General features: G+C 68.9%; 20 protein-coding genes. 14 read left to right on the top strand and 6 right to left on the bottom strand.

What is annotated here, in order from left to right:
• Nucleotides 1–7: 7 nt before the first annotated feature.
• Entirely contained in the window at nucleotides 8–1,765 is a 1,758-nt protein-coding gene (locus CRP29_RS21940; RefSeq protein ID WP_176523089.1) for a S8 family serine peptidase, read from the bottom strand.
• A 380-nt stretch (nucleotides 1,766–2,145) separates the two neighbouring features.
• On the opposite strand from CRP29_RS21940, the gene CRP29_RS21935 reads away from it, so the two are divergent.
• From CRP29_RS21935 to CRP29_RS21925, 3 genes are all read left to right on the top strand, one after another.
• Nucleotides 2,146–2,493, top strand: a complete 348-nt coding sequence (locus CRP29_RS21935; protein ID WP_097197206.1) for a transposase — start codon at nucleotides 2,146–2,148, stop codon at nucleotides 2,491–2,493.
• A gap of 90 nt (nucleotides 2,494–2,583) precedes the next feature.
• A complete protein-coding gene (locus CRP29_RS23860) occupies nucleotides 2,584–2,964 on the top strand; it encodes an IS3 family transposase (RefSeq protein WP_097197205.1) in 381 nt (126 codons plus the stop codon).
• Nucleotides 2,880–3,377 carry a DDE-type integrase/transposase/recombinase gene (locus tag CRP29_RS21925; RefSeq protein WP_281256830.1) on the top strand — a complete coding sequence of 166 codons (498 nt, stop codon included), beginning with the start codon at nucleotides 2,880–2,882 and terminating at the stop codon, nucleotides 3,375–3,377. The genes CRP29_RS23860 and CRP29_RS21925 overlap by 85 nt, the downstream gene beginning before the upstream one ends.
• A 76-nt stretch (nucleotides 3,378–3,453) precedes the next feature.
• Here CRP29_RS21925 and CRP29_RS21920 read toward each other — a convergent pair whose 3' ends face one another.
• Both CRP29_RS21920 and CRP29_RS21915 read right to left on the bottom strand, forming a co-directional pair.
• Nucleotides 3,454–3,828 (bottom strand): EAL domain-containing protein, encoded by a 375-nt coding sequence (locus CRP29_RS21920; protein WP_245853184.1) that lies wholly within the window; start codon nucleotides 3,826–3,828, stop codon nucleotides 3,454–3,456.
• 147 nt (nucleotides 3,829–3,975) lie between these two features.
• Nucleotides 3,976–4,572: a biotin transporter BioY gene (locus CRP29_RS21915; RefSeq protein ID WP_217991714.1), complete on the bottom strand. Its 597-nt coding sequence runs from the start codon at nucleotides 4,570–4,572 to the stop codon at nucleotides 3,976–3,978.
• 383 nt (nucleotides 4,573–4,955) lie between these two features.
• Here CRP29_RS21915 and CRP29_RS23455 point away from each other — a divergent pair, with 383 nt between their 5' ends.
• Complete coding sequence (locus CRP29_RS23455; RefSeq protein ID WP_245853183.1) at nucleotides 4,956–5,456, top strand: DMT family transporter; 501 nt, start codon at nucleotides 4,956–4,958, stop codon at nucleotides 5,454–5,456.
• Nucleotides 5,456–5,905, top strand: a complete 450-nt coding sequence (locus tag CRP29_RS21905; protein WP_097197202.1) for a TetR/AcrR family transcriptional regulator — start codon at nucleotides 5,456–5,458, stop codon at nucleotides 5,903–5,905. Before CRP29_RS23455 ends, CRP29_RS21905 begins: the two co-directional genes overlap by 1 nt.
• 339 nt (nucleotides 5,906–6,244) lie before the next feature.
• Here the strand turns inward: CRP29_RS21905 and CRP29_RS21900 are convergent, their stop codons facing one another.
• On the bottom strand, nucleotides 6,245–7,150 hold the full coding sequence (locus CRP29_RS21900; protein WP_176523088.1) for an ABC transporter substrate-binding protein: 906 nt from the start codon (nucleotides 7,148–7,150) through the stop codon (nucleotides 6,245–6,247).
• Nucleotides 7,151–8,335: 1,185 nt separating this feature from the next.
• Here CRP29_RS21900 and ftsH point away from each other — a divergent pair.
• From ftsH to CRP29_RS21860, 7 genes are all read left to right on the top strand, one after another.
• Nucleotides 8,336–10,366: an ATP-dependent zinc metalloprotease FtsH gene (gene ftsH / locus CRP29_RS21890; protein WP_217991713.1), complete on the top strand. Its 2,031-nt coding sequence runs from the start codon at nucleotides 8,336–8,338 to the stop codon at nucleotides 10,364–10,366.
• Nucleotides 10,367–10,553: 187 nt separating this feature from the next.
• Complete coding sequence (locus CRP29_RS21885) at nucleotides 10,554–11,930, top strand: NAD(P)/FAD-dependent oxidoreductase (RefSeq protein ID WP_097197198.1); 1,377 nt, start codon at nucleotides 10,554–10,556, stop codon at nucleotides 11,928–11,930.
• A 191-nt stretch (nucleotides 11,931–12,121) separates the two neighbouring features.
• The gene (locus CRP29_RS21880; RefSeq protein WP_097197197.1) at nucleotides 12,122–12,565 is read left to right on the top strand and encodes an Hsp20/alpha crystallin family protein; all 444 of its coding nucleotides are present in this window, start codon (nucleotides 12,122–12,124) and stop codon (nucleotides 12,563–12,565) included.
• 148 nt (nucleotides 12,566–12,713) lie between these two features.
• A complete protein-coding gene (locus CRP29_RS21875; RefSeq protein WP_217991712.1) occupies nucleotides 12,714–13,448 on the top strand; it encodes a peroxiredoxin in 735 nt (244 codons plus the stop codon).
• A 44-nt stretch (nucleotides 13,449–13,492) separates the two neighbouring features.
• Nucleotides 13,493–13,777, top strand: coding sequence for a glutaredoxin family protein (locus CRP29_RS21870; protein ID WP_097197196.1), 285 nt, complete (start codon nucleotides 13,493–13,495; stop codon nucleotides 13,775–13,777).
• A gap of 83 nt (nucleotides 13,778–13,860) precedes the next feature.
• Nucleotides 13,861–14,244: a DUF2267 domain-containing protein gene (locus CRP29_RS21865; protein WP_097197195.1), complete on the top strand. Its 384-nt coding sequence runs from the start codon at nucleotides 13,861–13,863 to the stop codon at nucleotides 14,242–14,244.
• Between the two features lie 142 nt (nucleotides 14,245–14,386).
• The gene (locus tag CRP29_RS21860; RefSeq protein ID WP_097197194.1) at nucleotides 14,387–14,860 is read left to right on the top strand and encodes a Dps family protein; all 474 of its coding nucleotides are present in this window, start codon (nucleotides 14,387–14,389) and stop codon (nucleotides 14,858–14,860) included.
• A gap of 301 nt (nucleotides 14,861–15,161) precedes the next feature.
• Here the strand turns inward: CRP29_RS21860 and CRP29_RS21855 are convergent, their stop codons facing one another.
• Complete coding sequence (locus CRP29_RS21855; protein WP_281256832.1) at nucleotides 15,162–15,872, bottom strand: HAD family hydrolase; 711 nt, start codon at nucleotides 15,870–15,872, stop codon at nucleotides 15,162–15,164.
• A gap of 286 nt (nucleotides 15,873–16,158) precedes the next feature.
• Here CRP29_RS21855 and CRP29_RS21850 point away from each other — a divergent pair, with 286 nt between their 5' ends.
• Together CRP29_RS21850 and glgX are read left to right on the top strand one after the other, a co-directional pair.
• The gene (locus CRP29_RS21850) at nucleotides 16,159–16,743 is read left to right on the top strand and encodes a DoxX family protein (protein ID WP_097197192.1); all 585 of its coding nucleotides are present in this window, start codon (nucleotides 16,159–16,161) and stop codon (nucleotides 16,741–16,743) included.
• A gap of 152 nt (nucleotides 16,744–16,895) precedes the next feature.
• The gene (glgX, locus tag CRP29_RS21845) at nucleotides 16,896–19,022 is read left to right on the top strand and encodes a glycogen debranching protein GlgX (protein WP_097197191.1); all 2,127 of its coding nucleotides are present in this window, start codon (nucleotides 16,896–16,898) and stop codon (nucleotides 19,020–19,022) included.
• 95 nt (nucleotides 19,023–19,117) lie between these two features.
• Here glgX and CRP29_RS21840 read toward each other — a convergent pair whose 3' ends face one another.
• Nucleotides 19,118–20,500, bottom strand: coding sequence for a PP2C family protein-serine/threonine phosphatase (locus tag CRP29_RS21840; RefSeq protein ID WP_245853181.1), 1,383 nt, complete (start codon nucleotides 20,498–20,500; stop codon nucleotides 19,118–19,120).
• Nucleotides 20,501–20,689: the final 189 nt, after the last annotated feature.

Here is a 20,689-nt window from a genome sequence, read left to right as displayed (position 1 = left end):
CATGGGATCAGGACCAGTCCGCGCCGGACCAGGTGACGCTGCCCCAGGTGCGACCGCCCCAGGTGCGACCGCCCCAGGTGCGACCGGCCCACTCGTCGCCTCCCCAGGTACGTCCGACCCAGGTGTCCCCGCCCCAGGTGCGACCGCCCCACGTGCGACCGCCCCACGTGAGGCTTCCCCACGTGCGACCGCCCCACGTGCGGCCGTTCCAGGTCACCCCGGCGCCGGGGTCGGACACGAACCAGTCGGTGCCGTTCCAGGCGCCGCCGGTCCACGTGCCCTTGCGCAGCTCGCCCCCGGCCCAGGTGGTGCCAGCAGCGGAGGCGTCGGCCCAGCTCGCCGGGTCCCACGCCTGACCGCGGACGTCGATCTCTCCCTCGAGGGTTGTGCCCTCGTACTCGAGGTTGGCCGTACCGCGGGCTCCTTCGAGCGTGCCGAGACCGGTCGCTCGCGGCCACGACTGCACGGTCTGCGGGGTGGCGGCGTCCCGCGCGGCGCGCAGGTCGATGATGCCGTCGCCCTGGGCGATCGGGTCGGCGACCGGCAGCCGCTGGGCGGTGCCCATGAGCAGCGCCTTGATCTGGTCCGGCGTCGCCTCGGGGCGCTGCTGGATCAGCAGGGCGGCTGCGCCCGAGACGACCGCGGCCGCCTGCGAGGTACCGCTGCCGCGGAAGAACCGCTCGCCCTGCCGCGCGTTCGAGTAGCTCTCGTCGAGGTACGAGCCCGGACTGCGCAGGCTGACGATCGAGGCGCCGGGCGCCACCACGTCGGGGTTGCGGGCGCCGTCGCCGGTGCTCGACCAGGCCGGGACGACGTCGTCCTGCACGTCGTAGGTGCCGCGGCTGTCCGCGCCGCCGACGGCGATGACGTACGGGTCGTAGGCGGGGTTGTTCAGCTGCGGCGTGCCGTAGCCGCCGTTGCCGGCGGCGACCACCACGACGATGCCGGCGTGCCAGGCCTGCTCGACGGCGTAGGTCAGCGGGTCCAGCTGGTATTGCTGGACGCCATCGGTGCCGAACGACAGGTTGAGCACCCGGATGTTCAGCCCGTTGCGGTTCTTGTTCTGGACGACCCAGTCGATCCCGGCGATCACCTGCGAGACGTCGGTCGCTCCGTAGGCGTCGGCGAGCTTCAGGCTGACGATGCGCGAACCGGGGGCCATGCCGGAGAAGCTCTCCGGGTCACGGAAGGTCCGCGGGTTCGCGTTGGAGTCGCGACCGGCGATGATGCCGGCCAGGTGGGTGCCGTGGCCGTAGGTGTCGAGGTTCGTCTGCGGGCCGGCCTCGCAGCTGTCGACGTCGCAGATCTGGGACTCGAAGGAGAGGTCCGGCCCGTGCACGAGCTTGTCCCTGCCGGACAGCCCCTCGACGGGGACGACGCCGGAGTCGATGAGGGCGACATCCACGCCCTTGCCGTTGATGCCCTTCTCCCACATGGCGGTCGCGCCGGTCACCTCGTGGGTGACCCGGAACATCGAGCCGGCCTGGTCCAGGACCTCCGTCGGGACCTTCGCGCCCAGCAGCTCGATCGGCGCGTTCTCGGTGACCGCAGCGACGCCGGCCGCGGAACGCAGCGCGCCCCGCAGGTCAGCGGGCAGCGTGGCGGTGAACCCGCCGATGAGGTCCAGCGGCTCCTCGACGGTGCCGCCGAGGGCGAGCACCGCACGCTCGGGAGCGTTCCCGGCGCCCGGGAACTCCTGGACGATGACCGACACCGGCGGAGCGGAACCGTCGGTCGGCGACTGCGCCGCAGCGGGGCCCGCCATGCCCACGGCCAAGGCCGCAGCAGTCGCCAGAGTGGCGATGCGTCGCGCCTGCAGGGCAGGCGCACCGCCTGTCCCCATGAACGCGAGTGGCGCAGTTGGCGCCCTGCCCCTGTTGATCTTACCCATATCGATCACTCCATCTGTCAACTGCAACGGCTTCAGGAACTAGTTCGGCACGCAACGTGAGCAGCTGTAGACAGCCAAACCAGAAATGCGGAGGTTCACCCTTGGGTGGGAAGGCTGAGGATCTGGGCGCAGTCCGCCCCGGGACTTGCCCTCTGATCGTTGACACGCTCAACCCAGACCTGGCCCGGAGGAAGCGAGAAGATCAGACGGTGGCGAGACATGCCGAGACGGCGCCGTGGAGTTGACCCGCTTCGGTGGACACCCTGAGCTTGGGCATCTCGCCCGAGAAAGGGGTCCTGATGGGCCGACCAAGCAAGTTCTCCCCGGAGTTCCGGGAGCAGGCCGTGGAGCTGGTGAAAGCGACTGGCAAGACGGTCGCCGAAGTGGCTCGTGACCTGCAGATCAACGACACGACGCTGGGCAACTGGGTCAAGGCCGATCGCGCCGAGCGCGGCGAGCCCGACTCCAGCGGGCTGCTGCCGCTGACCGCGGAGGAACGGGCCGAGCTGACCCGGCTGCGTCGGGAGAACGCCAAGCTCAAGACCGAGCGGGAGATCCTGAAAAAAGCGGCGGCCTTCTTCGCAACCGAGTCGACGAGATGACGCGGTTCGCCTTCATTGACCGGGAGAAGGCCCACCACGATGTCGCCGCGCTGTGCCGGCTGGTGAAGGTCAGCCGGTCGGGCTTTTCGCCTGGCGGTCCCGTCCGCCCTTGGCCGGGCGGTCGCCGACGAGGTCCTTACCACCCAGATCCGCACCGCCTGCGACCACAACCGTCAGGTCTACGGCGCACCGCGGATCCACGCCGAGCTCGCCGACGCCGGCGTGCGAGTCGGTCTCAGGCGGATCGCCCGGCTAATGCGCGCCGCGGAGATCGTCGGCTGTAGCCGGCGCAAGCGACCGTTCTCGACTACCCGGCAGGATCCGCGGGCGGAGGCGGCGCCAGACCGGGTGGACCGCAAGTTCGTCGCGACCGCGCCCAGCCAGCTGTGGGTGGCCGACGTGACCTATGTACCGACCGTGCAGGGCTGGCTGCACCGGCCTGCGTCACCGACGTGTTTAGCCGGATGGTGATCGGCTGGTCGATGGCCTCCCACCGCAAGACCGATCTGGTCGTCGACGCAGTGACCATGGCGGTGCACCGCCGCGGCGGCCACGTGCCCGGCGTGATCCACCACAGCGACCGCGGCGGGGAGCACAGCTCGCACGCCCTGGAGCGCGAGCTTCGCCGTCACGGCGCGCTGGCCTGCATGGGCAGCGTCGCGGACTGCTTCGATAACGCCCTGGCCGAGAGCGTGTTCGCCACGCTGGAGTGCGAGCAGTTCGACCAGCAGCCCGGCGGCCGGTTCGCCACTCGACGCGAGGCCAAGCTTGCCGTCTTCGACTACCTCGAGACGTTCTACAACCCGCGCCGACGGCACTCAGCTCTCGGCCAGATCGCGCCGGCGACCTTCGAGGCACGGCACACTCTCACCACCGCGGCCTGAGCCTCAGACCGCAGGAACGAGGTGTCCACGCAAGCGGGTCAACTCCAGGGTACTGGCCGCACCCTCGCGGTCCGCGTCAGGCCGTTGACAGTTGGCGCAGCAGGTTCTGGAGGGTCGTGTGCAGGCCGGCGCCACCCGAGGGCGCCGGGTCGGTGGTTCGTGGCAGGGGGAAGTGCTCGGGCGCCGCGGGCTTGGCAAGTAGGTAGCCGCTGGCTGAGTCGACTCCCAGGGCGCTGAGGGCGGCCAGTTGCGCGTTGGTTTCGACGCCCTCGGCGATGACGTGCGCTCCGATGGCGTGGGCGAGCGTGACGATGCCGGCGAGCACGGCTTCGCCTCGCGTGGTCTCGACGTCGTTGACGAACGATCGATCGATCTTGATGACGTCGACGGGAAGTTGCCTGAGCCGGCAGCCCTGTAAGGGATGCCTGACCGCGACCCTGAAACGCTCCATCGGGCACGCGCGACAACCAAGATCGCGCCGAAACCGCCCCCTTCTCCGGCCGCGCATGGACCGAGGGAAGGGCCGCGCCGCCCGGGGACCCGGGAACGCGACGACCCCCTGACGCAGGAGCGCCAGGGGGTCGAGGAGCTGAGCTGATCAGGCGCGGCGGGTGAGCTTCCAGGCTGTCCCCAGCACCGCGGCCGCAACGGCGGCCTTGACGATGCCGCCCAGGATGAACGGGTAGAAGCCGGCGTCCAGCGCCTGGTTCGCCGTCAGTCCGGCGCTCACGGCCAGCCACGGCACACCCACGGCGAAAATGACCGCCTGGCCACCGACGAACAGCGGCACGGACTTCAGGGGGTTGCGGTCGGCACCGTGCTTGGCGGCCAGGCCGATCAGGAACGCGGCCGGAATGAAGCCCACGACGTATCCGCCGGTGGCCCCGACAACGACCTCGAAGCCGCCGCTGGCTTCCGAGTAGAACGGCAGGCCGACGAGCGCGGCCAGGATGTAGAACGCCTGCACGGCGACACCCCGGACTGGCCCGAGCGCGGAGGCAGTGAGCACCACGGCCAGTGTCTGACCGGTGATCGGCACGGGCGAGCCCGGCACCGGTACCGCCACCTGCGCGAGCAGCGCCGTGAATAGCACGCCGAGCGCCACGAGGACGACGTTGCGGGCACGGACGGCCGGGACGAGGTCGGCAAGGAGGAGCGCGCGCGACGGCAAGGCGGGCATGGAAGCGGTGGCCACAGAACCTCCTGAACGGCTGATCGGCACCCGCCCGGTCGACGAGAGGCGCCGCTGATCACCGGTGAGTCTGCACTACCGCCGGAGCAGCGACTGCGGCGGCCGGGCAGGCGTCGGCCAGTTCGCCGCTCTCCCGAGTGCTCCTGCGGGGTTCCACCGCGAGCGTGCAGGGGGAGTCGCTGCGGCTCGCTGTGCACCTGGCGCGGCACTTCGGCCGCACAGTTGAGGAGATGTTCGATGTCGACACCGAGTAGGAGTCAGCCGCCGTCTCGACCGCAAACGCCGTGTGCTGGGGTGTCTTCCTGGCCGGAGCCGTTGTCACGGCTATCGCCGGGAGCTGGTACGAGGCTGGCTTGCTCGCGGCGGTGGGGCTCGCAGTATTCGCCATGGCGATCTTCGCGCGGCATCCGAGCTCTCGCGAGATCACCCGGGTCAACGCGATCGAGTACCGAGACGAACGTGATAAAGGCATCGCGCAAGTCGGTTTCTCCGTTGTGGGAGTCGTCGCCCTGGTCGTCTCCGCGATCGAGTTCGTCGCGGTCGCCGTCCTAGCCGACGCACGCGACCGGCCCCCGAGTGCCCGACTTGTTGCTGGCATTCGCGATCGCCTTCGAGGTCCTCGCCACGTCCTGCTGAAGAGCACCGACGGGTTCAGCCGGTTGGGGCCGACCCTCGGGGTACTCGCCGCGCACGCCCTCTCGCTCGCGTCTTTCGCTAACACGGTCGAGGACATCCCCGTTGGTGTGGCCTACGCGTTGTGGTCGGGCATCGGGACCGTGGCGATCGCGGTCGCATTCTCCGGCAAGGAGATCACCGCGGTGAAGGTCCTCGGCGTGCAGCTCGTGGTTTCCGGTGCGGTTGTGCTGAACCTCGACGGCGGGCACTGATGGCTGGCCGTGCGCAGCGCTCGCGGGATCCTGAGGGTCGACGCGAGGAGATCCTGGCCGCCGCTGAAGTGGTGATCGCCGAGGTAGGCATCGAACGTGCGACGCATCGGCTGATAGCCGAGCGCGCCGGGGTCGCGCTGGGGTCGACGACGTACTACTTCCCGACTCGCCGGGACCTCGTCGCCGCCGCTCTCGAGCGCGCGACCCGGGTGTTGCGCGAGGAGCTTGCTCGGTGGACGGATGTCCTGCGCGACGCGGGCGACGTGCCGTCCGCGCTTGCCGGCCTCATTCACGAGTACCTACAGGACCAGACCCCCCAACGGTTGAGACCGAGCTCTACCTCGGCGCCTGCCGCGATCCCGACCTCGGGGCCCTCGCGAAGCAGTGGCTCGACTGATTCGCTGCGGTACTCGCGCCGCATGCGGATCCTGTCACCGCGGCAGCGGTGACGGCTCTCATTGACGTCACGACGCTGCAGAGCGTCGTGACCGCAACCTGCCCGAGCGCGACGCTCTCGCGCTCGGCATCAAGCGGCTCATGCCCGCGGGTACCGCCGCGGCAGACGGCTCGCGTCAGGCAAACTTTCAGCAGTCTTCCGGTAAGGGGACGTTGCACGGCGAGTGCTGAACGCGTCCGAGCGGCAGTCTGCGACGTTTCGCAAGGGGGTGGGCCTGCGGCACGCATTTACCCCGGCCAGCTCCGCCAAGAGGTCGGAGGCTGTCGGGAGCAGGGAGATCGAACGAGATCGCGGCGGCCGCCATCCCCTCAAGGGTCGTCACGCGCCACGATCACCCGCCCTGCTCGGTCACCCCGAGCGGCCGGAGCAGCTCCTTGACGGACACTTCGCGTTCGACCAGCCCGCGCTCGTGGACGAATCGGGCGAGCCGCGCCCACAGCTCTGGGTCCAGCGACAGATCGTCGGTGAAGCGGCCCACAGTGTCCGCCCATTGCTGCTGTGTCAGCTCGCCGCGCAGATGCGGCGCGACGTGGAGGAACGTCTCCAGCGCCCCATCGGGGTCCTCGCGGACCGCGTGGACCCCGGCGACCACGCCGCCGAGGAAGCGCTCGAGTACGTCGCGCCGCTCCGGATCATCAACGGCGTCTTCGTGCGCGCAGAAGACGAGGTGCCCAGGCGATGGCACATCGTGGTCGAGGAAGCGCAGGAGTTCCACCTCGATCCCGGCCGCGCGCGCCTCGAGCACCTCGACGTTCTCGAAGGCCGCAAACGCGCCGACCGCCTCGTTGCGGCGCAGCGCGTCAACGAGGTAGTAGCTCACGTCCGCGTAGTGAACCGCGTCGCGCTCCAGCGCGATGCCCCGGTACTCGGCCATCGCCTGGACCATCGCCGGCGCGTAGGTACCGAGCGGCGCGGCGATGGTGGTCCCCGCCAGGTCGCCGAGTCCGACCCCCTTCTTCAGCAGCAGTCCGAAGCCGGTCTCGAAGTACTTGCCGATCGCAACGATCGGATAGCCCTCCAGCCGCTCACCGGGCATGTGGATCGGCTCGGTGATCGCGAGGTCCAGCTTCCCGGCCGCGACGAGCGCCATGCCCGCCTCGTGGTCCACGGGCTCGACGACGTGGACGTCGAGCCCGCGCTCGTCGAACAGGCCGCGCTCCAGGGCCACGACGATCGGGGCGTGGTCCACGTTGACGAACCACTCCAGGGCGAGACCGACGGTCGCTCTGCCAGACACTGTGTTCTCCTCGCTCAGGGGCTACGTCCAGGATGCCTACCAGATCCTGCCCCCACGCCCCGTGCACCTACGCCCCGCGGTTATCTGCCGCGCCAGCCCGCCGAAAGGCCCTGCGGCCGGGCTGCACCACTGCAACCATCACCGGCGCCACACGCTGGATGGGCGGCTGCTGGGCCCGGTAGTGGGTGGCCTGCGGCCAGCCCAGGCAGCGCGCACGCGGCGGCAGCGGTGGAGGTGTGGGTGGCCCGGCCACCGCGGGGGCGATCACTTCTTCGACCGCTGCTCGGTGTCCGCACTCTCGGAGAGCAGATCCACGAGCGTATGTGCTTTTCCCGCGACGTCCAGCGCGGCCTTCGTGCGCGCCAGTTCGGCCTCGACCTTCGCCTTGTCTCGGCAAGTGTCTCGCCCCGGGTTTGATGGAGGCTTTCAATCGCCGCAAGGCCGACGGTCATGGTGGCATCGCGAACTGGCCGGAGCGAAAGCGGTGTCCCGGGACAGCCTGAACGGGTCCCGTGACATCGCATCCAGAGCGGGTGACGGGAATCGAACCCGCGTAATCAGCTTGGAAGGCTGGCCTTCCTGGCGTCCCTAACCGCAGGTCAGAGAGGTATTAACCCTCGAGCGTGCCTTCAGCGTGCCTTAAAGGTCTGCTGACCCGGCTCGTCTACCTGTCCACCGGGCCAGCCGTGATCATCAGCATCATCGGCGCCAAGCTGATCGTGCACTGGGCACACTGTGGTCGACCGGGTGTCCGAGGTCCCCACCTGGCTCTCGTTGGCCGCCATCGTGGTCATCTTGCTCGTTGCCACCGTCGGCAGCGTGATCGAGGTCAGTCGGATCTGGGCGCACGTGCCCACGTCGGCTGGCTGCATGAGCGGTCAGGTGATCGGAAGCCCCCCCGCGCGCTTTCACGCAGAGGCGTGAGCGAGGGTCGGTTGCGGGGTCGCGGAAGTGGTGTTATCGGCCCCCTGTGCGGGGCAATCTCATCCCCGTCGACGCCTGCGGGACATGGCATGTCCGGCGGGAGGCAATTCCGGGCTGGCGCAGCCGTCCAGTGGTCGGCGAGTGTCGAGAGGAGGCGTACGAGTGACCGGCCGGCAAGAAGAGGTCGTCGACCGTGGCGCCGGGATTAACCGGCGTGAGCAGGACGCAAGAAAGGGTCTGCGATGGCGTCCCCCGTGGCGCGTGGAAGGAGCACGCCCGGAGACCGAGTCCGACCGGTGGGCCGACAGCTGGCGCCGTCCCGGCGGCAGCCGCTTCTGGCTCGTGCTGGCGGGCGTGCTGCTGGTGAACTGGCTGCTGTCCGGCCTGCTGCTGGCTCCGCCACAACGGCTCGACGTGCCGTACACCGTCTTCCGTGAACAAGTGGAAGCGGGCAACGTCGCCGAGGTCACCACGGTCCGCGACACCATCGAAGGGCGCTTCGAAGAGGCAGTGACCTATCCGCCCGACGAACAGGGCTCAGCCTCCGGCCAGGGAGTCCTGCCGCAGCTGGGCGGAGAACCGCGGAGCTCGACGCTGTTCACCACCGAGCGGCCCTCGTTCGCCGACGACGGGCTGATGAGCCTGCTGCTGACGGAGAACGTGACGGTCAACGCCGAGCCGCCGGACCGGGTCCCGGTCTGGCAGCAGCTGCTGTTCGGCTTCGGTCCCACCATTTTGTTCGTGGCGCTGCTGGTGTGGCTGGCCCGCCGCTCGGCCGCCGGCGCCGGCCTCGGCACAGGTCTCGGACTGGGCAAGTCCAAGGCCCGCCGCTACAGCCCGGAAGCCGGACCGCGCACCACCTTCGACGACGTCGCGGGCATCGATGACGTGGAGGAGGAGGTCCGGGAGATCGTCGACTTCCTGCGCAACCCCGACCGCTACCGCCGCCTCGGCGCACGCGTGCCCAAGGGCGTGCTGCTGAGCGGGCCACCGGGCACCGGTAAGACGCTGCTCGCCCGCGCCGTGGCCGGCGAGGCCGGGGTGCCCTTCTTCTCCGTGTCAGCGGCCGAGTTCATCGAGATGATCGTCGGCGTCGGCGCCAGCCGGGTGCGCGACCTGTTCGAGCAGGCCACGAAGGAGGCCCCAGCGATCATCTTCATCGACGAGCTCGACGCCATCGGCCGCGCCCGCGGCGGCGGCGTCAGCGTCGGCGGGCACGATGAGCGGGAGCAGACGCTCAACCAGATCCTGACCGAGATGGACGGCTTCGACGGCAGCGAAGGCGTCGTGGTGATGGCGGCGACCAACCGGCCTGAGATTCTCGATCCGGCGCTCCTGCGGGCCGGCCGGTTCGACCGCCGGGTCACGGTCAACCCGCCGGACACCACCGGCCGACAGCAGATCCTGGCCGTACACACCCGCGGGGTGCCGATCGCCGACGACGTCGACCTGGCAGTGCTCTCCTCCGCCACCCCGGGCATGGTCGGCGCCGACCTACGCAACCTGGTCAACGAGGCCGCGCTGCTCGCTGCCCGCCGCAACCACGACCGCGTGCAGATGAGCGACTTCACCGACGCGCTAGAGAAGATCGTCCTCGGAGCAGAGCGCAAGATCCTGCTCACGCCGGAGGAGCGCGAACGCACCGCCTACCACGAGTCCGGGCATGCACTGCTCGGCATGCTCACCCCCGGCGCGGACCCGGTCCGCAAAATCTCGATCATTCCCCGCGGCATGGCTCTCGGGGTCACCCTGCAGAGCCCGGAGACCGATCGCTACGGCTACAGCCGCCGCTACCTGCGGGGTCGGATCGTCGGCGCGCTCGGCGGTCGTGCGGCCGAGGAGCTCATCTACGGCGACATCACCACCGGGGCGGAGAACGATCTGGAACAGGCCACCAAGATCGCCCGGCAGATGGTCGGCCGGTGGGGCATGTCCGAGGCCGTCGGACCCGTTTCGGTCCTGCCCGACCCGCGCACCGAGCAATCCATGGCCCTGGACGGCAGCGGACCCGCCCCTGCAACGCGGGAACTGGTCGACGCCGAGGTGCGGCGCATTCTCGACGAGTGCTACGGCCAGGCCCGCGATACTCTGGCCGACCATCGCGACCGGCTCGAGCGCCTCGCGCACGCTCTCCTCGCCGCCGAGACCCTCGACGCCGAGCAGGCTTATGAGGCCGCCGAGCTGCCCCAGCGGACTAACACGGACACCACGCTCCCGTCCGCGGCAGGACACCCCAGCTTTGCGGTACACGCCAGCGGCTCCGGCGATCCGGCGCCGGTCGGTGAGCGTTAGTCCGACTCGGCCGAGGGGGCCGACCCTGCCGATAAGCGGGCTCGTCAGGGCCCCGTCCGGGTGCCGCCCAGGAGGCGCACCCGGACGGGCCCACACCGGCTGACCGTGCGGCCAGTGTGACCGGACAGACAGGTCCTGATCGCAATCGTGATGTTGCATCCCCGGCCGTCGCGGTTAGCCATTTGGCATGGCTCAGCGACCCGTGATCCTCATCGTGGGCGGTGGCTACGTCGGCCTCTACACCGCGCTGCGGCTGCAGAAGCGGCTCTCCCGCGGACAGGCCGAGATCGTGGTGGTCGACCCACAGCCGCACATGACCTACCAGCCGTTCCTGCCCGAGGCCGCCGCCGGCTCGATCGAACCGCGGCACGTCGTCGTCCCGCTACGCCGCTGCCGGATCATCACCGGCGCGGTGACCGGCCTGTGCCACGCCGAGCGCACCGCCCACATCGCCCCACTGGAAGGAGCGCCGTTCGAGCTCTCCTACGACGTGCTGGTCATGGCCGCCGGCTCTGTGGCCCGCACCCTGCCCATCCCGGGCCTGGCCGAACAAGGAATCGGCTTCAAGACCGTCGGCGAGGCCATCTACCTGCGCAACCACGTCCTGGCCCGGCTCGACGCCGCCAGCTCCACCGACGACCCCGCGGTTCGCCGCCGGGCACTCACCTTCACCTTCGTCGGCGGCGGCTACGCCGGCATCGAGGCGCTGGCCGAGCTGGAAGACATGGCCCGCTACGCCACCGAGCACTACCACCCGCGGCTCTCCCCGGCCGACATGCGCTGGGTGCTGGTCGAGGCGACCGGGCGGATCCTGCCCGAGGTGGACCTCGACATGGCCGCCTGGACGGTGCGACAGCTGAAGTCCCGGGGCATCGAGGTGCGACTGGACACCCGGCTGGAGTCGGTGTCCGACGACGGGGTGGTCCGGCTCTCCGACGGTGAGCAGTTCGCCAGCGAGACGCTGGTCTGGACGGCCGGAACGAAACCGAATCCGGTCGTGGCGCACACCGACCTGCCGGTCGACGACCGCGGCCGGGTGCGGTGTGAGGCGACGCTGCAGGTGGCCGGCCTGCCCGACGCGTGGGCGGCCGGCGATCTCGCCGCCGTCCCGGACCTCACCCAGCCAGGCGCGACCACCGCGCCCAACGCCCAGCACGCCGTCCGTCAGGCCAAGCGGCTGGCCGACAACATCATCAGAGTGCTGACCGGCCAGGAACCGCTGCCCTACCGGCATCGCTATGTCGGGTCGGTCGCCAGCTTGGGGCTGCACCGGGGGGTGGCCCAGGTCTACGGGACCAAGCTCACGGGTTTGCCGGCCTGGTTGATGCACCGCACCTATCACGTCAGCCGCATGCCCACCCTTGATCGCAAGGTCCGGATCGTCGCCGACTGGCTGCTGGCCTCGTTGTTCCGTCGCGAGGTCATTGCACTGGGCCAGGTGCTTGATCCGCGGCGAGAGTTTGTCTTGGCCGCGCGCGACACCGACAGCAGTCGGTCGCCCGTTCCTGTGCCCGCTTCTCCGCCGATCGAAGGACCTCGCGCTCCCCGTCAGTGCGCAAACTGACCGGGGGGCACGGCGGACGTCTCCCGACAGCCCGGCGCGGTCAGCCAACTCCCGCGACCTGAAGCGCATGTCTGGTGGCGCGACTCTTCTCGGGAATCTATAGTCATGACTGCAGGTTTAAGTGAGCGTCGACTGGAGTACTTCACAGTCGCAGTTCACGTCCTTCTGTTTCGCAAAGGAGGTTGACTCAGATGACACTGCCTGTCCGTTCCCGTTCGCGCGCAGTCGCCGGCTGGGATCCCTTCCGTGAGCTGGACGAGCTCACCCAGCGCGTCAACTCCCTGTGGGAGGCCAACGCCAACGGCGGCCTCCAGGGCTGGGCTCCGCTGGCCGACGTCGAGGAGACCGACGACGCCTACGTCGTCGAGATCGACTTGCCCGGGATCAAGCGCGACGACATCGACATCCAGCTCAGTGACCGCCAGCTGACCGTCTCCGGTGAGGTCAAGGAGAAGGAGCGCACCGGCATCCTCCGCCGCCGCACCCGCCGGGTCGGGGAGTTCCACTACTCGGTCACCCTGCCCGCCGACGTCGACGCGGACAAGGTCAGCGCTCACCTCGACGACGGCGTGCTGACCGTGCGCGTGCCCAAGGCCGAGCAGGCCAAGCCGCGTCGGATCCAGATCAGCGGCTGACCCGGATGTGGTCGCACCGCGTACCCGGCCGTTCCACGGGTGGTCGTCCACCCGGCCGTCCGGTCCTCATCCCGGGTCGGCGCACACGACCCCGCCGACCCGGGACGCCGGGCGTTTCCGCCGTTCACTGACGAAGAGGTGTGATGCCATGACGTCATTCGCTGCGATGCCTGTACCGCCCAGTCGGCTCCAGCAGCTGGAGGAGCGTTTCGCCGAACTCGGAGACCAGCTCGACGACTCGCCAGTCACCGAGGCGCTCTCGGTCCTGCACGCGATCGTGCAGGAAGTGGGCCGGCAGGTCCCCTCGGCGGCGCAGAACCCGTCCGAGGCCGCCGGCACCACGTTGCAGGACGTGGCCGACCTGTACCTCACCGCGCCGCCGATGAGCGGAGCGGCCGAGTCGACCGGCCTGCCCGTGGGCACTCTCGCGCCGGACTTCGCCCTGCCCGACGCCAACGGTCAGCTTGTCAGCCTGTCCGATTTCCGCGGACGCCCCGTCGTGTTGGTCTTCTATCCGCTGGACTGGAGCCCCGGATGCAGTCGCCAGCTGGAGCTCTACCAGCAGGAGTTGGCGGAGTTCGAGGCCCGCGGTGCGGCGGTGATCGGGGTTTCGGTCGATTCGATCTACAGCCACGGCGCCTGGTCCGCCGTTCGGGGGATCACCTTCCCACTGCTGGCGGACTTCCATCCCAAGGGAGATGTTGCCCGCCGATACGGCGTATGGCGCGAGTCCGACGGCTTCAGTGATCGTGCGCTGTACGTGATCGATGCCGACGGGGTGATCCGCTATGTCGATGTGTCGCCGCGAGTGGAGCACCTGCCCGACATCTACGACGTCTTCGCGGCGCTGGACAGGCTGACCGACCAGACGTCGGCGGCCTGAGTACGAGCTTCCATCAACCCAAGCCTGAAAGGAGAGGTATCAACATGACGGCCCCCGTCATGCCCGGTGTCCGCCAGGCTGTCGCCCCGGTCACCGTCTACGGCAACCGGTGGTGCGGCATCACCCAGATGACTCGCCGCATCTTGGATCGGGCCGGTGTGCCCTATCGGTACGTCGACCTCGACCTGCATCCGGAGATGAAGCGGCGGCTGCGCTGGATGGCCGGCGGTGACCTGCGCAACCCCGTCATCAACGTCGCAGGCGAGTGGCTGGAACAGCCGACTCCGCGAGAGCTGCAGTGGGTTCTCGCTCGGCACGGGCTGATCTGACTCGACCGCCGAACCGCTCAGGAGCTGGCAAAGCCCCGCTCGCGATCCTGGTGCAAGGCCACAAGAGTCAAGGAAGGAGCGTCATGCGGTACGACGAGTTCCTCGCCAAGGTCCGCGAACTCGGTGAGTACGCAGACACATCCGAGGCCGACCGCGCCACGCGCGCCGTGCTCGGCTTGCTCGGCCAGCGGCTGGTGGACGGCGAACGCAAGGACCTCGCTGCCCAGCTCCCAGGCGAGCTGCAGGACGCTGTGCTAACTGCCGGACCGCAGGAGGCGTTCGGCGTGGAGGACTTCCTGCGCCGGGTGGCCCGGGACCTGTCCGCCACTGAGGAAACCGCACGGTGGGACGCCAGCGCCGTCCTCACTACCCTGGCCGAGGCAGTCAGCGGGGGAGAGCTCAACCAGATCCTCAGCCAGCTCCCGGCCGGCTACGCCCCGTTGTTCGGCAAGGCGGATCTCGCCTGACCGTGGGCCACGCGCGGTGTTCCCCCGCCGGCGATCGCACTGCAGCACGGGGCAGGCGCGCGTCAACCCGTCGTTGTCCGCCGAGCCGCGGACAACGAACAACCAATGATGTCCAACACCATCAACAGGAGGGAGTCAGGAGATGGCACTGATCAAGAGCCCCCTTCCCGAGAACGTTCAGAAGATCGCCGGTGAGGCGCTGCAGGGCACCCTGGTGGACCTCAGCGAGCTGAGCCTGATCGCCAAGCAGGTCCACTGGACGATCGTTGGACGCAACTTCCGCAGCATCCACCTGCAGCTCGATGACGTGGTGGACACGGCTCGGCAGTTCACCGATGTCGCGGCCGAGCGTGCGGCCGCGATCGGCGTCCTGCCCGACGGCCTCATCGACGCTCTGCGGACGCAGAGCCGGGTGGCCCAGCCGCCGGTCGAGTGGATCCCGGCCGAGGATGCGATCGCGTTCTTCGTCGACGTCTTCGATCAGATGGTCGCTCGTATGCGCGAACGCATCGACGCCACCGAGGAGGACCCGGTGACCCAGGATCTGCTGATCGAGATCACCGCGGCCCTGGAGAAGCACTACTGGATGTGGCAGGCGGAGAACCAGTCCCGCTGAGAGTTCACGCTGTCGCCACGGCCGGTCCCCTTGCGGGGACCGGCCGTGACCGAATACGGCTCCTCAGATGGCGATCTGGTCGCTCAGGAGGTTGGTCCGCCCGAACCGGCAGGTGATCGGCCGGCTTCCGTGCCGGAAACCGTGCACATCGCCCACAGTGGACTTAGCCGGTGTTGCCGTAGCCGACACCGAGGGCGGCTGGCCGCTGCTGCCGTGGACCTGTGGTCGGCGGTTTCGTCTGACACCAGCACGCGCGGCGTTCACCACACGCCGGTTCGCCTGTCCAGCGAGCGGCTACGAATCAAGGCGAGCCCTGCAGTAGCTGCTCCAGGTTCGCGATGACGACATCGGCGCCTTGGGCTCGAAGCTCGGCTGCCTGCCCCACTCGGTCCACCCCGACGACGTAACCGAAGCCCCCGGCTCGGCCGGCGAGCACTCCCGCAAGCGCGTCCTCGAACACGGCCCCGTGTGTCGGCGCAACACCCAAAGCTCGCGCCGCAGCGAGGAAGGTATCGGGCGACGGCTTTCCGCGCAGACCGTCCCGGGCAGCGATGATGCCGTCGACCCGGACGTCGATTAGCCGGGAGAGCCCACTCGAGGCCAGCACCTCCGCACCGTGAACCGAGGCCGTGACGACCGCCACGAGTAAACCGGCGTCCCTGACTGCCTCCAGGTAGCTCGCCGCGTCGGGGTAGGCGGCGACTCCATGGTCCTGAAGTTGGCGGAGGAAGAGCTCATCCTTGCGCCGTGCCAGGCCCTGAACGGTTGTCGCGCTGGGCGGGTCTTCCGGTCCGCCCTCAGGCAGGCGGATACCGCGGCTGGCCAGGAAGTCCCGGACACCGTCTGCCCGCGGCTTCCCGTCAACATAGCGGTGGTAGTCCTCTCGGCTAAACAGGCGTTGCCAGGGCTGAGTCGCCTGCAGGAAGTCGTCGAACACGCGTTTCCAAGCGGCCTCGTGGACGGTGGCCGTCTGCGTCAGGACACCGTCCATGTCGAAAAGGCAAGCGCGCACGTCTTGGGGGAGGCCGAGCACACCCCGACATTAGAGACGTCACCGACGAGCCTGCGTCCAAGGCCGTCCTCCCGTGACGGGCAACCGTGGGCAGGCACGGCGAGCAGTGGCTTCGCTGGCACCGGCGTTCCGTGGGCCCGTGAGTGTCGGACGGAGGGGCTGCAGCGGCGAGGGCAATCGCGGGCACGAAACGGGGGCAGCGGATGAAACGGCGAGCTGCTGGGTGAGAGTTCAACCAGTGTGGGGTAGGGAGGTGGCGCCCTCAGCAGCAAGAGAGGAGGACGAGATGAGCATTGCAAGATTGGGGGCCCGTGCTCTGATCGGCGGCCTGTTCGTTGGGCACGGCACGCAGAAGCTGTTCGGCTGGTTCGACGGTCCAGGCCGTGTCCGCACCGAGGAGATGATGGAGTCCATCGACATGCGGCCGGCCAAGGTGCATGCAGTACTCGCCGGGGTGACCGAAACCGTCGCCGGAGGCCTGCTGGCGGCCGGACTGGCCACTCCGCTGGCCTCGGCTGCCCTGACCGGGGTTATGACCACGGCGATCAAGAAGGTGCACTTGCCCAACGGCCCCTGGGCCAGCAAGGGCGGCTGGGAGTACAACGCTGTGCTGATCGCCGCGTTGACTGCCCTGGCCGAGACCGGACCGGGCGAACTGTCGCTGGATCACCTGCTCAACACCGAGCGCAGCGGAACGCGGTGGGCTATGGGCGCCCTCGGCACCGGAGTCGCCACCGCGTTCTTGACCATGTGGCTGGGCCCTCGCATGCCTGCGAGGCCGACGGGCGCAGAGTGGACCGAGGCGATGACGAACACGGGGTCACAGCCAGACTCTGCCGCTGTCCCCGGGCCGCCCGAGGCAGCCTCGTGAGCCAGACGCAGAGCCGCTCTGTGTGACGCTACGCGGCGGGCTCCACGCCAACCACGACCTACCGGACGCGGGGCCCGCTGCCGGCCCGTCAACTCACGCCCGACTCGTGGGGCGACGTCGAGCGCAAACCGCCGATCCCCGAGGATGAGGCAGTGGAAACTTGGCCCGGGCAGCCCTATCCATTGGGTGCCACGTATGACGGCACCGGCACCAACTTCTCGTTGTTCTCGGAGGTTGCTGAACGAGTCCAGCTATGCCTGTTCGACGACGCGGGTGTCGAGACGCGCGTCGACCTCGCCGAGGTGGACGGGTTCATCTGGCACGGCTTCCTGCCCGCGGTGGGCCCAGGACAGCGGTACGCATACCGCGTGCACGGACCGTACGACCCGGTGGCCGGCCTCCGGTGCAACCCCGCCAAGCTGCTGCTCGACCCCTACGCCAAGGCGTTCGAAGGACCGGTCGACTGGAACGAGTCGCTGTACGGCTACCGCTTTGGAGACCATGACGCGCGCAACGACAATGACTCCGCGCCGCACCAGACCCGCTGTGTCGTGGTCAACCCGTACTTCGACTGGGGTCATGACCACCCGCTGCGCACTCCCTACAGCGACACGGTGATCTACGAAGCCCACGTGCGCGGTCTCACCGTCAGCCATCCCGACCTACCGCCCCAGCTACGGGGTACTTACGCCGGTCTGGCGCACCCCGCGGTGATCGAACACCTGCAGCGGATCGGCGTCACCGCCGTCGAGCTGATGCCAGTGCACCAGTTCATCGACGATCACCACCTCGTGCAGCGCGGCTTGTCCAACTACTGGGGCTACAACTCCATCGGCTTCTTCGCCCCCCATCACCGCTACGCGGCCCGAGGCACCCGAGGCCAGCAGGTCCCCGAGTTCAAAGCCATGGTCCGCACCCTGCACGAGGCGGGCATCGAGGTGATCCTCGACGTCGTCTACAACCACACGGCCGAGGGCAACCAGCTGGGTCCGACGCTGTCCTTCCGCGGCATCGACAACCCTGCCTACTACCGGCTGGCCGAAGACCGTGCGCACTACGCCGACTACACCGGCACGGGGAACACCCTCAACGTCCGGCACCCCCACGCCCTGCAGCTGATCATGGACTCGCTGCGGTACTGGGCCGTGGAGATGCACGTGGACGGCTTCCGGTTCGACCTGGCGGCAGCCCTCGCCCGCGAGTTCCACGACGTGGACCGCCTGGCGGCCTTCTTCGACCTCGTCCAGCAGGACCCCGTCGTGTCCCAGCTCAAGCTGATCGCCGAGCCCTGGGACGTAGGCGCCGGCGGCTACCAGGTAGGCAACTTCCCGCCGCTGTGGACTGAGTGGAACGGCCGCTACCGCGACTCGATGCGCGACTTCTGGCGAGGCACCCCGGGCACGATGGGGGAGTTCGCCTCCCGGCTCACCGGATCCAGCGACCTATACCAGTCCAACGGCCGGCGACCGCACGCGTCGGTCAACTTCGTCACCGCCCACGACGGGTTCACGTTGCACGACCTCGTCTCCTACGAACGCAAGCACAACGAGGCCAACGGCGAGGACAACCGGGACGGCACCGACGACAACCGGTCGTGGAACTGCGGCGTCGAAGGCCCAACCGACGACATCGCCATCCTCGCTCTCCGCGAGCGACAGAAGCGCAACCTGATCGCCACCCTGCTGCTCTCCCAGGGGGTACCCATGTTGCTGGCCGGCGACGAGTTGGACCGCACCCAGGGCGGGAACAACAACGCCTACTGCCAGGACAACGAGATCTCCTGGGTCGACTGGGGGAGGGCCGTTCAGGTCCCCGGCCTGACCGACTTCGTCGCGCGGTTGACCCGGCTACGCCGAGAGCATCCGGCTTTCCGTCGTCGCCGCTTCTTCCAGGGGCGCCCCGTGCGCGGCACCAACCTGGAGGACATCGCCTGGTTGAACCCGGAGGGCCATCCGATGACCGACCAGGAGTGGACCGCCGGGCACGCCGGGGCCCTGACGGTCTTCTTCAACGGCGGCGGCATCCCTGAACCCGACCGCTACGGCCGCCGGATTGAGGACGACTCGTTCCTGTTGCTCGTCAACCCCGGCTTCCAACAGCGGTCGTTCACCCTGCCCGGCGCCGCCTACGGCCTCACCTGGGTCACCGAACTGGACACCGCAGATCCATCCTCTGCACCGGGAGATGCGGCCGAGCGCATGCCAGTAGCGGCGTATGCCGCCGGTGACGTCGTTGCGCTCGACGCACATTCCCTGCTGCTCCTGCGCCGGACCGAATGATGGGCCGCAGCAGTCGGCGGCTACGAGTGCGAGCGGGAAGACATCGAGCTTTGTGGGGATCTGGGCAGCAGCGGCTCGGCGGGGGCGTCCTCCAGTCAGCTGGCCGACCGTTGACGGTTGAAATGTCCAGTCGAAGTCTCGGGGATGTCGGTGGCGAGCTCATCGTCCTTCGGCGGCCCCTTGTACTCGACCAATAGCAGGGAGGCGTCATCGCTGGTACGCCCGTAACGGGCCGCTTTGAGCGCGTGGGACAGCCTCCGGACGGTCTCCGCGGTGGGGAGCCGCTCGGCACCGATCTGCTCCAGGATCTGGCGCAGTCGGGCTTCGCCGAACTGCTCGCCGCCCTTCAGCCGTTCCTCGATGACGCCGTCGGTGAACACGAGCAGTCGGTCGCCGGGCTCCAGCCGCACGGACATCGGCCCGGCGACCGCGCCTCCGAAGCCGACCGGGCGCGTGACGGTCCCGGTCAACTCGCCGATCACCTTGCCGTCGCGCACCCACAGCGGCGCCGGATGTCCGGCGTTGATCCACGTCAACTCGCCACGCTCGGTGTCCAGTCGGCCGATCTGGGCGGTGGCGAACCGGTCTGGGAATGCCTCGGCTACGACCTGATCCATCGCCGCGTACAGCGCGGGTAGTTCCAACCCGATTTGGCGCCCGTGGCGGTAGGCAGCGATGACGACGGTTGCCACTGCTGCTGCCCCGAGACCGTGGCCCATCGCATCGAAGACCCCGAAGTGCAGCACGTGACCGTTCATCGCGTAGTCGAAGCTGTCGCCGCCGACCTGGTAGGCCGGTTCGAGGGCGCCAGCCAGTTCCACGTCCGGGTTCGTCATGGTCAGCGGCGGCAGGGCCCGCCGCAATAACTGCGCTGAGACGCTCATCGGCTGCGCGGTACGGGTCTGGGCGAAGGTGTCCGTGTATCCAGACTTGGTCACGATCAGGTCGGCGACCAGGCCGGCCAGCCGTTGCGCGAGGCGCCGATCAACGTCGTTCACGCCCGGAAGGCTCAGCGACAGAACCCCGATCCGGTCCGACCCATCGAGCATCGGCAGGTACATGCGCACCGAGCCGTCCGGGACCTGCTCTTCGACCGGGGTGTCGGTAGCGAAGGCGCGCCCAGCCAGGCTGGCGTCGATGAGGACCCGTTCGCCGACCAAGCCTTCGCCCTTCAGCGGCTGCAGGTGTACCTGGTCATAGTCCTGTAGGAAGATCGCGATCTCGCTTCCGCCGACGGCGTGGATCTCCTGCGCTACCAGTGGGCCCACCAGTCGAGGCGGCATGACGTGGGCGCGGTCGAGGAGTGAACCCAGCAGGGCCTCGCCCATGCTCTCTGCCGTCGGTTGTCCCTCGACGGCACTGTGAAACCCGATTGGCAGGGCCTCATCCTTCACAGAAACAGGTCGCATAAAACGATCATGCACGGAGTTCTCCGCCAGCAAGTCAGCCAGGGGGCCCGACGATCCGCTGACCAGCACCAAAGCCGACCTGGACGTGTTTGACCAGAGCCGCGATGGGTGAACGTCAATGGCTGCAAACACGGCCGAGACGCGCGGCCGACGTGCAGAAGGGGGGACTGCTGCACGAGTAGGTGACATCTGATCTGTGGTGCCAAGGGGTGCCGCTGGAAGGATGTTCACCGTGCCCAAGCCCTACCCCCAGGAGTT

Origin of the sequence: Blastococcus aggregatus, assembly GCF_900221005.1 — a bacterium.
Lineage (GTDB): Bacteria > Actinomycetota > Actinomycetes > Mycobacteriales > Geodermatophilaceae > Blastococcus > Blastococcus aggregatus.
Note: the sequence above shows the minus strand (reverse complement) of the source record. Positions and strands in the feature narration are given on the sequence as shown.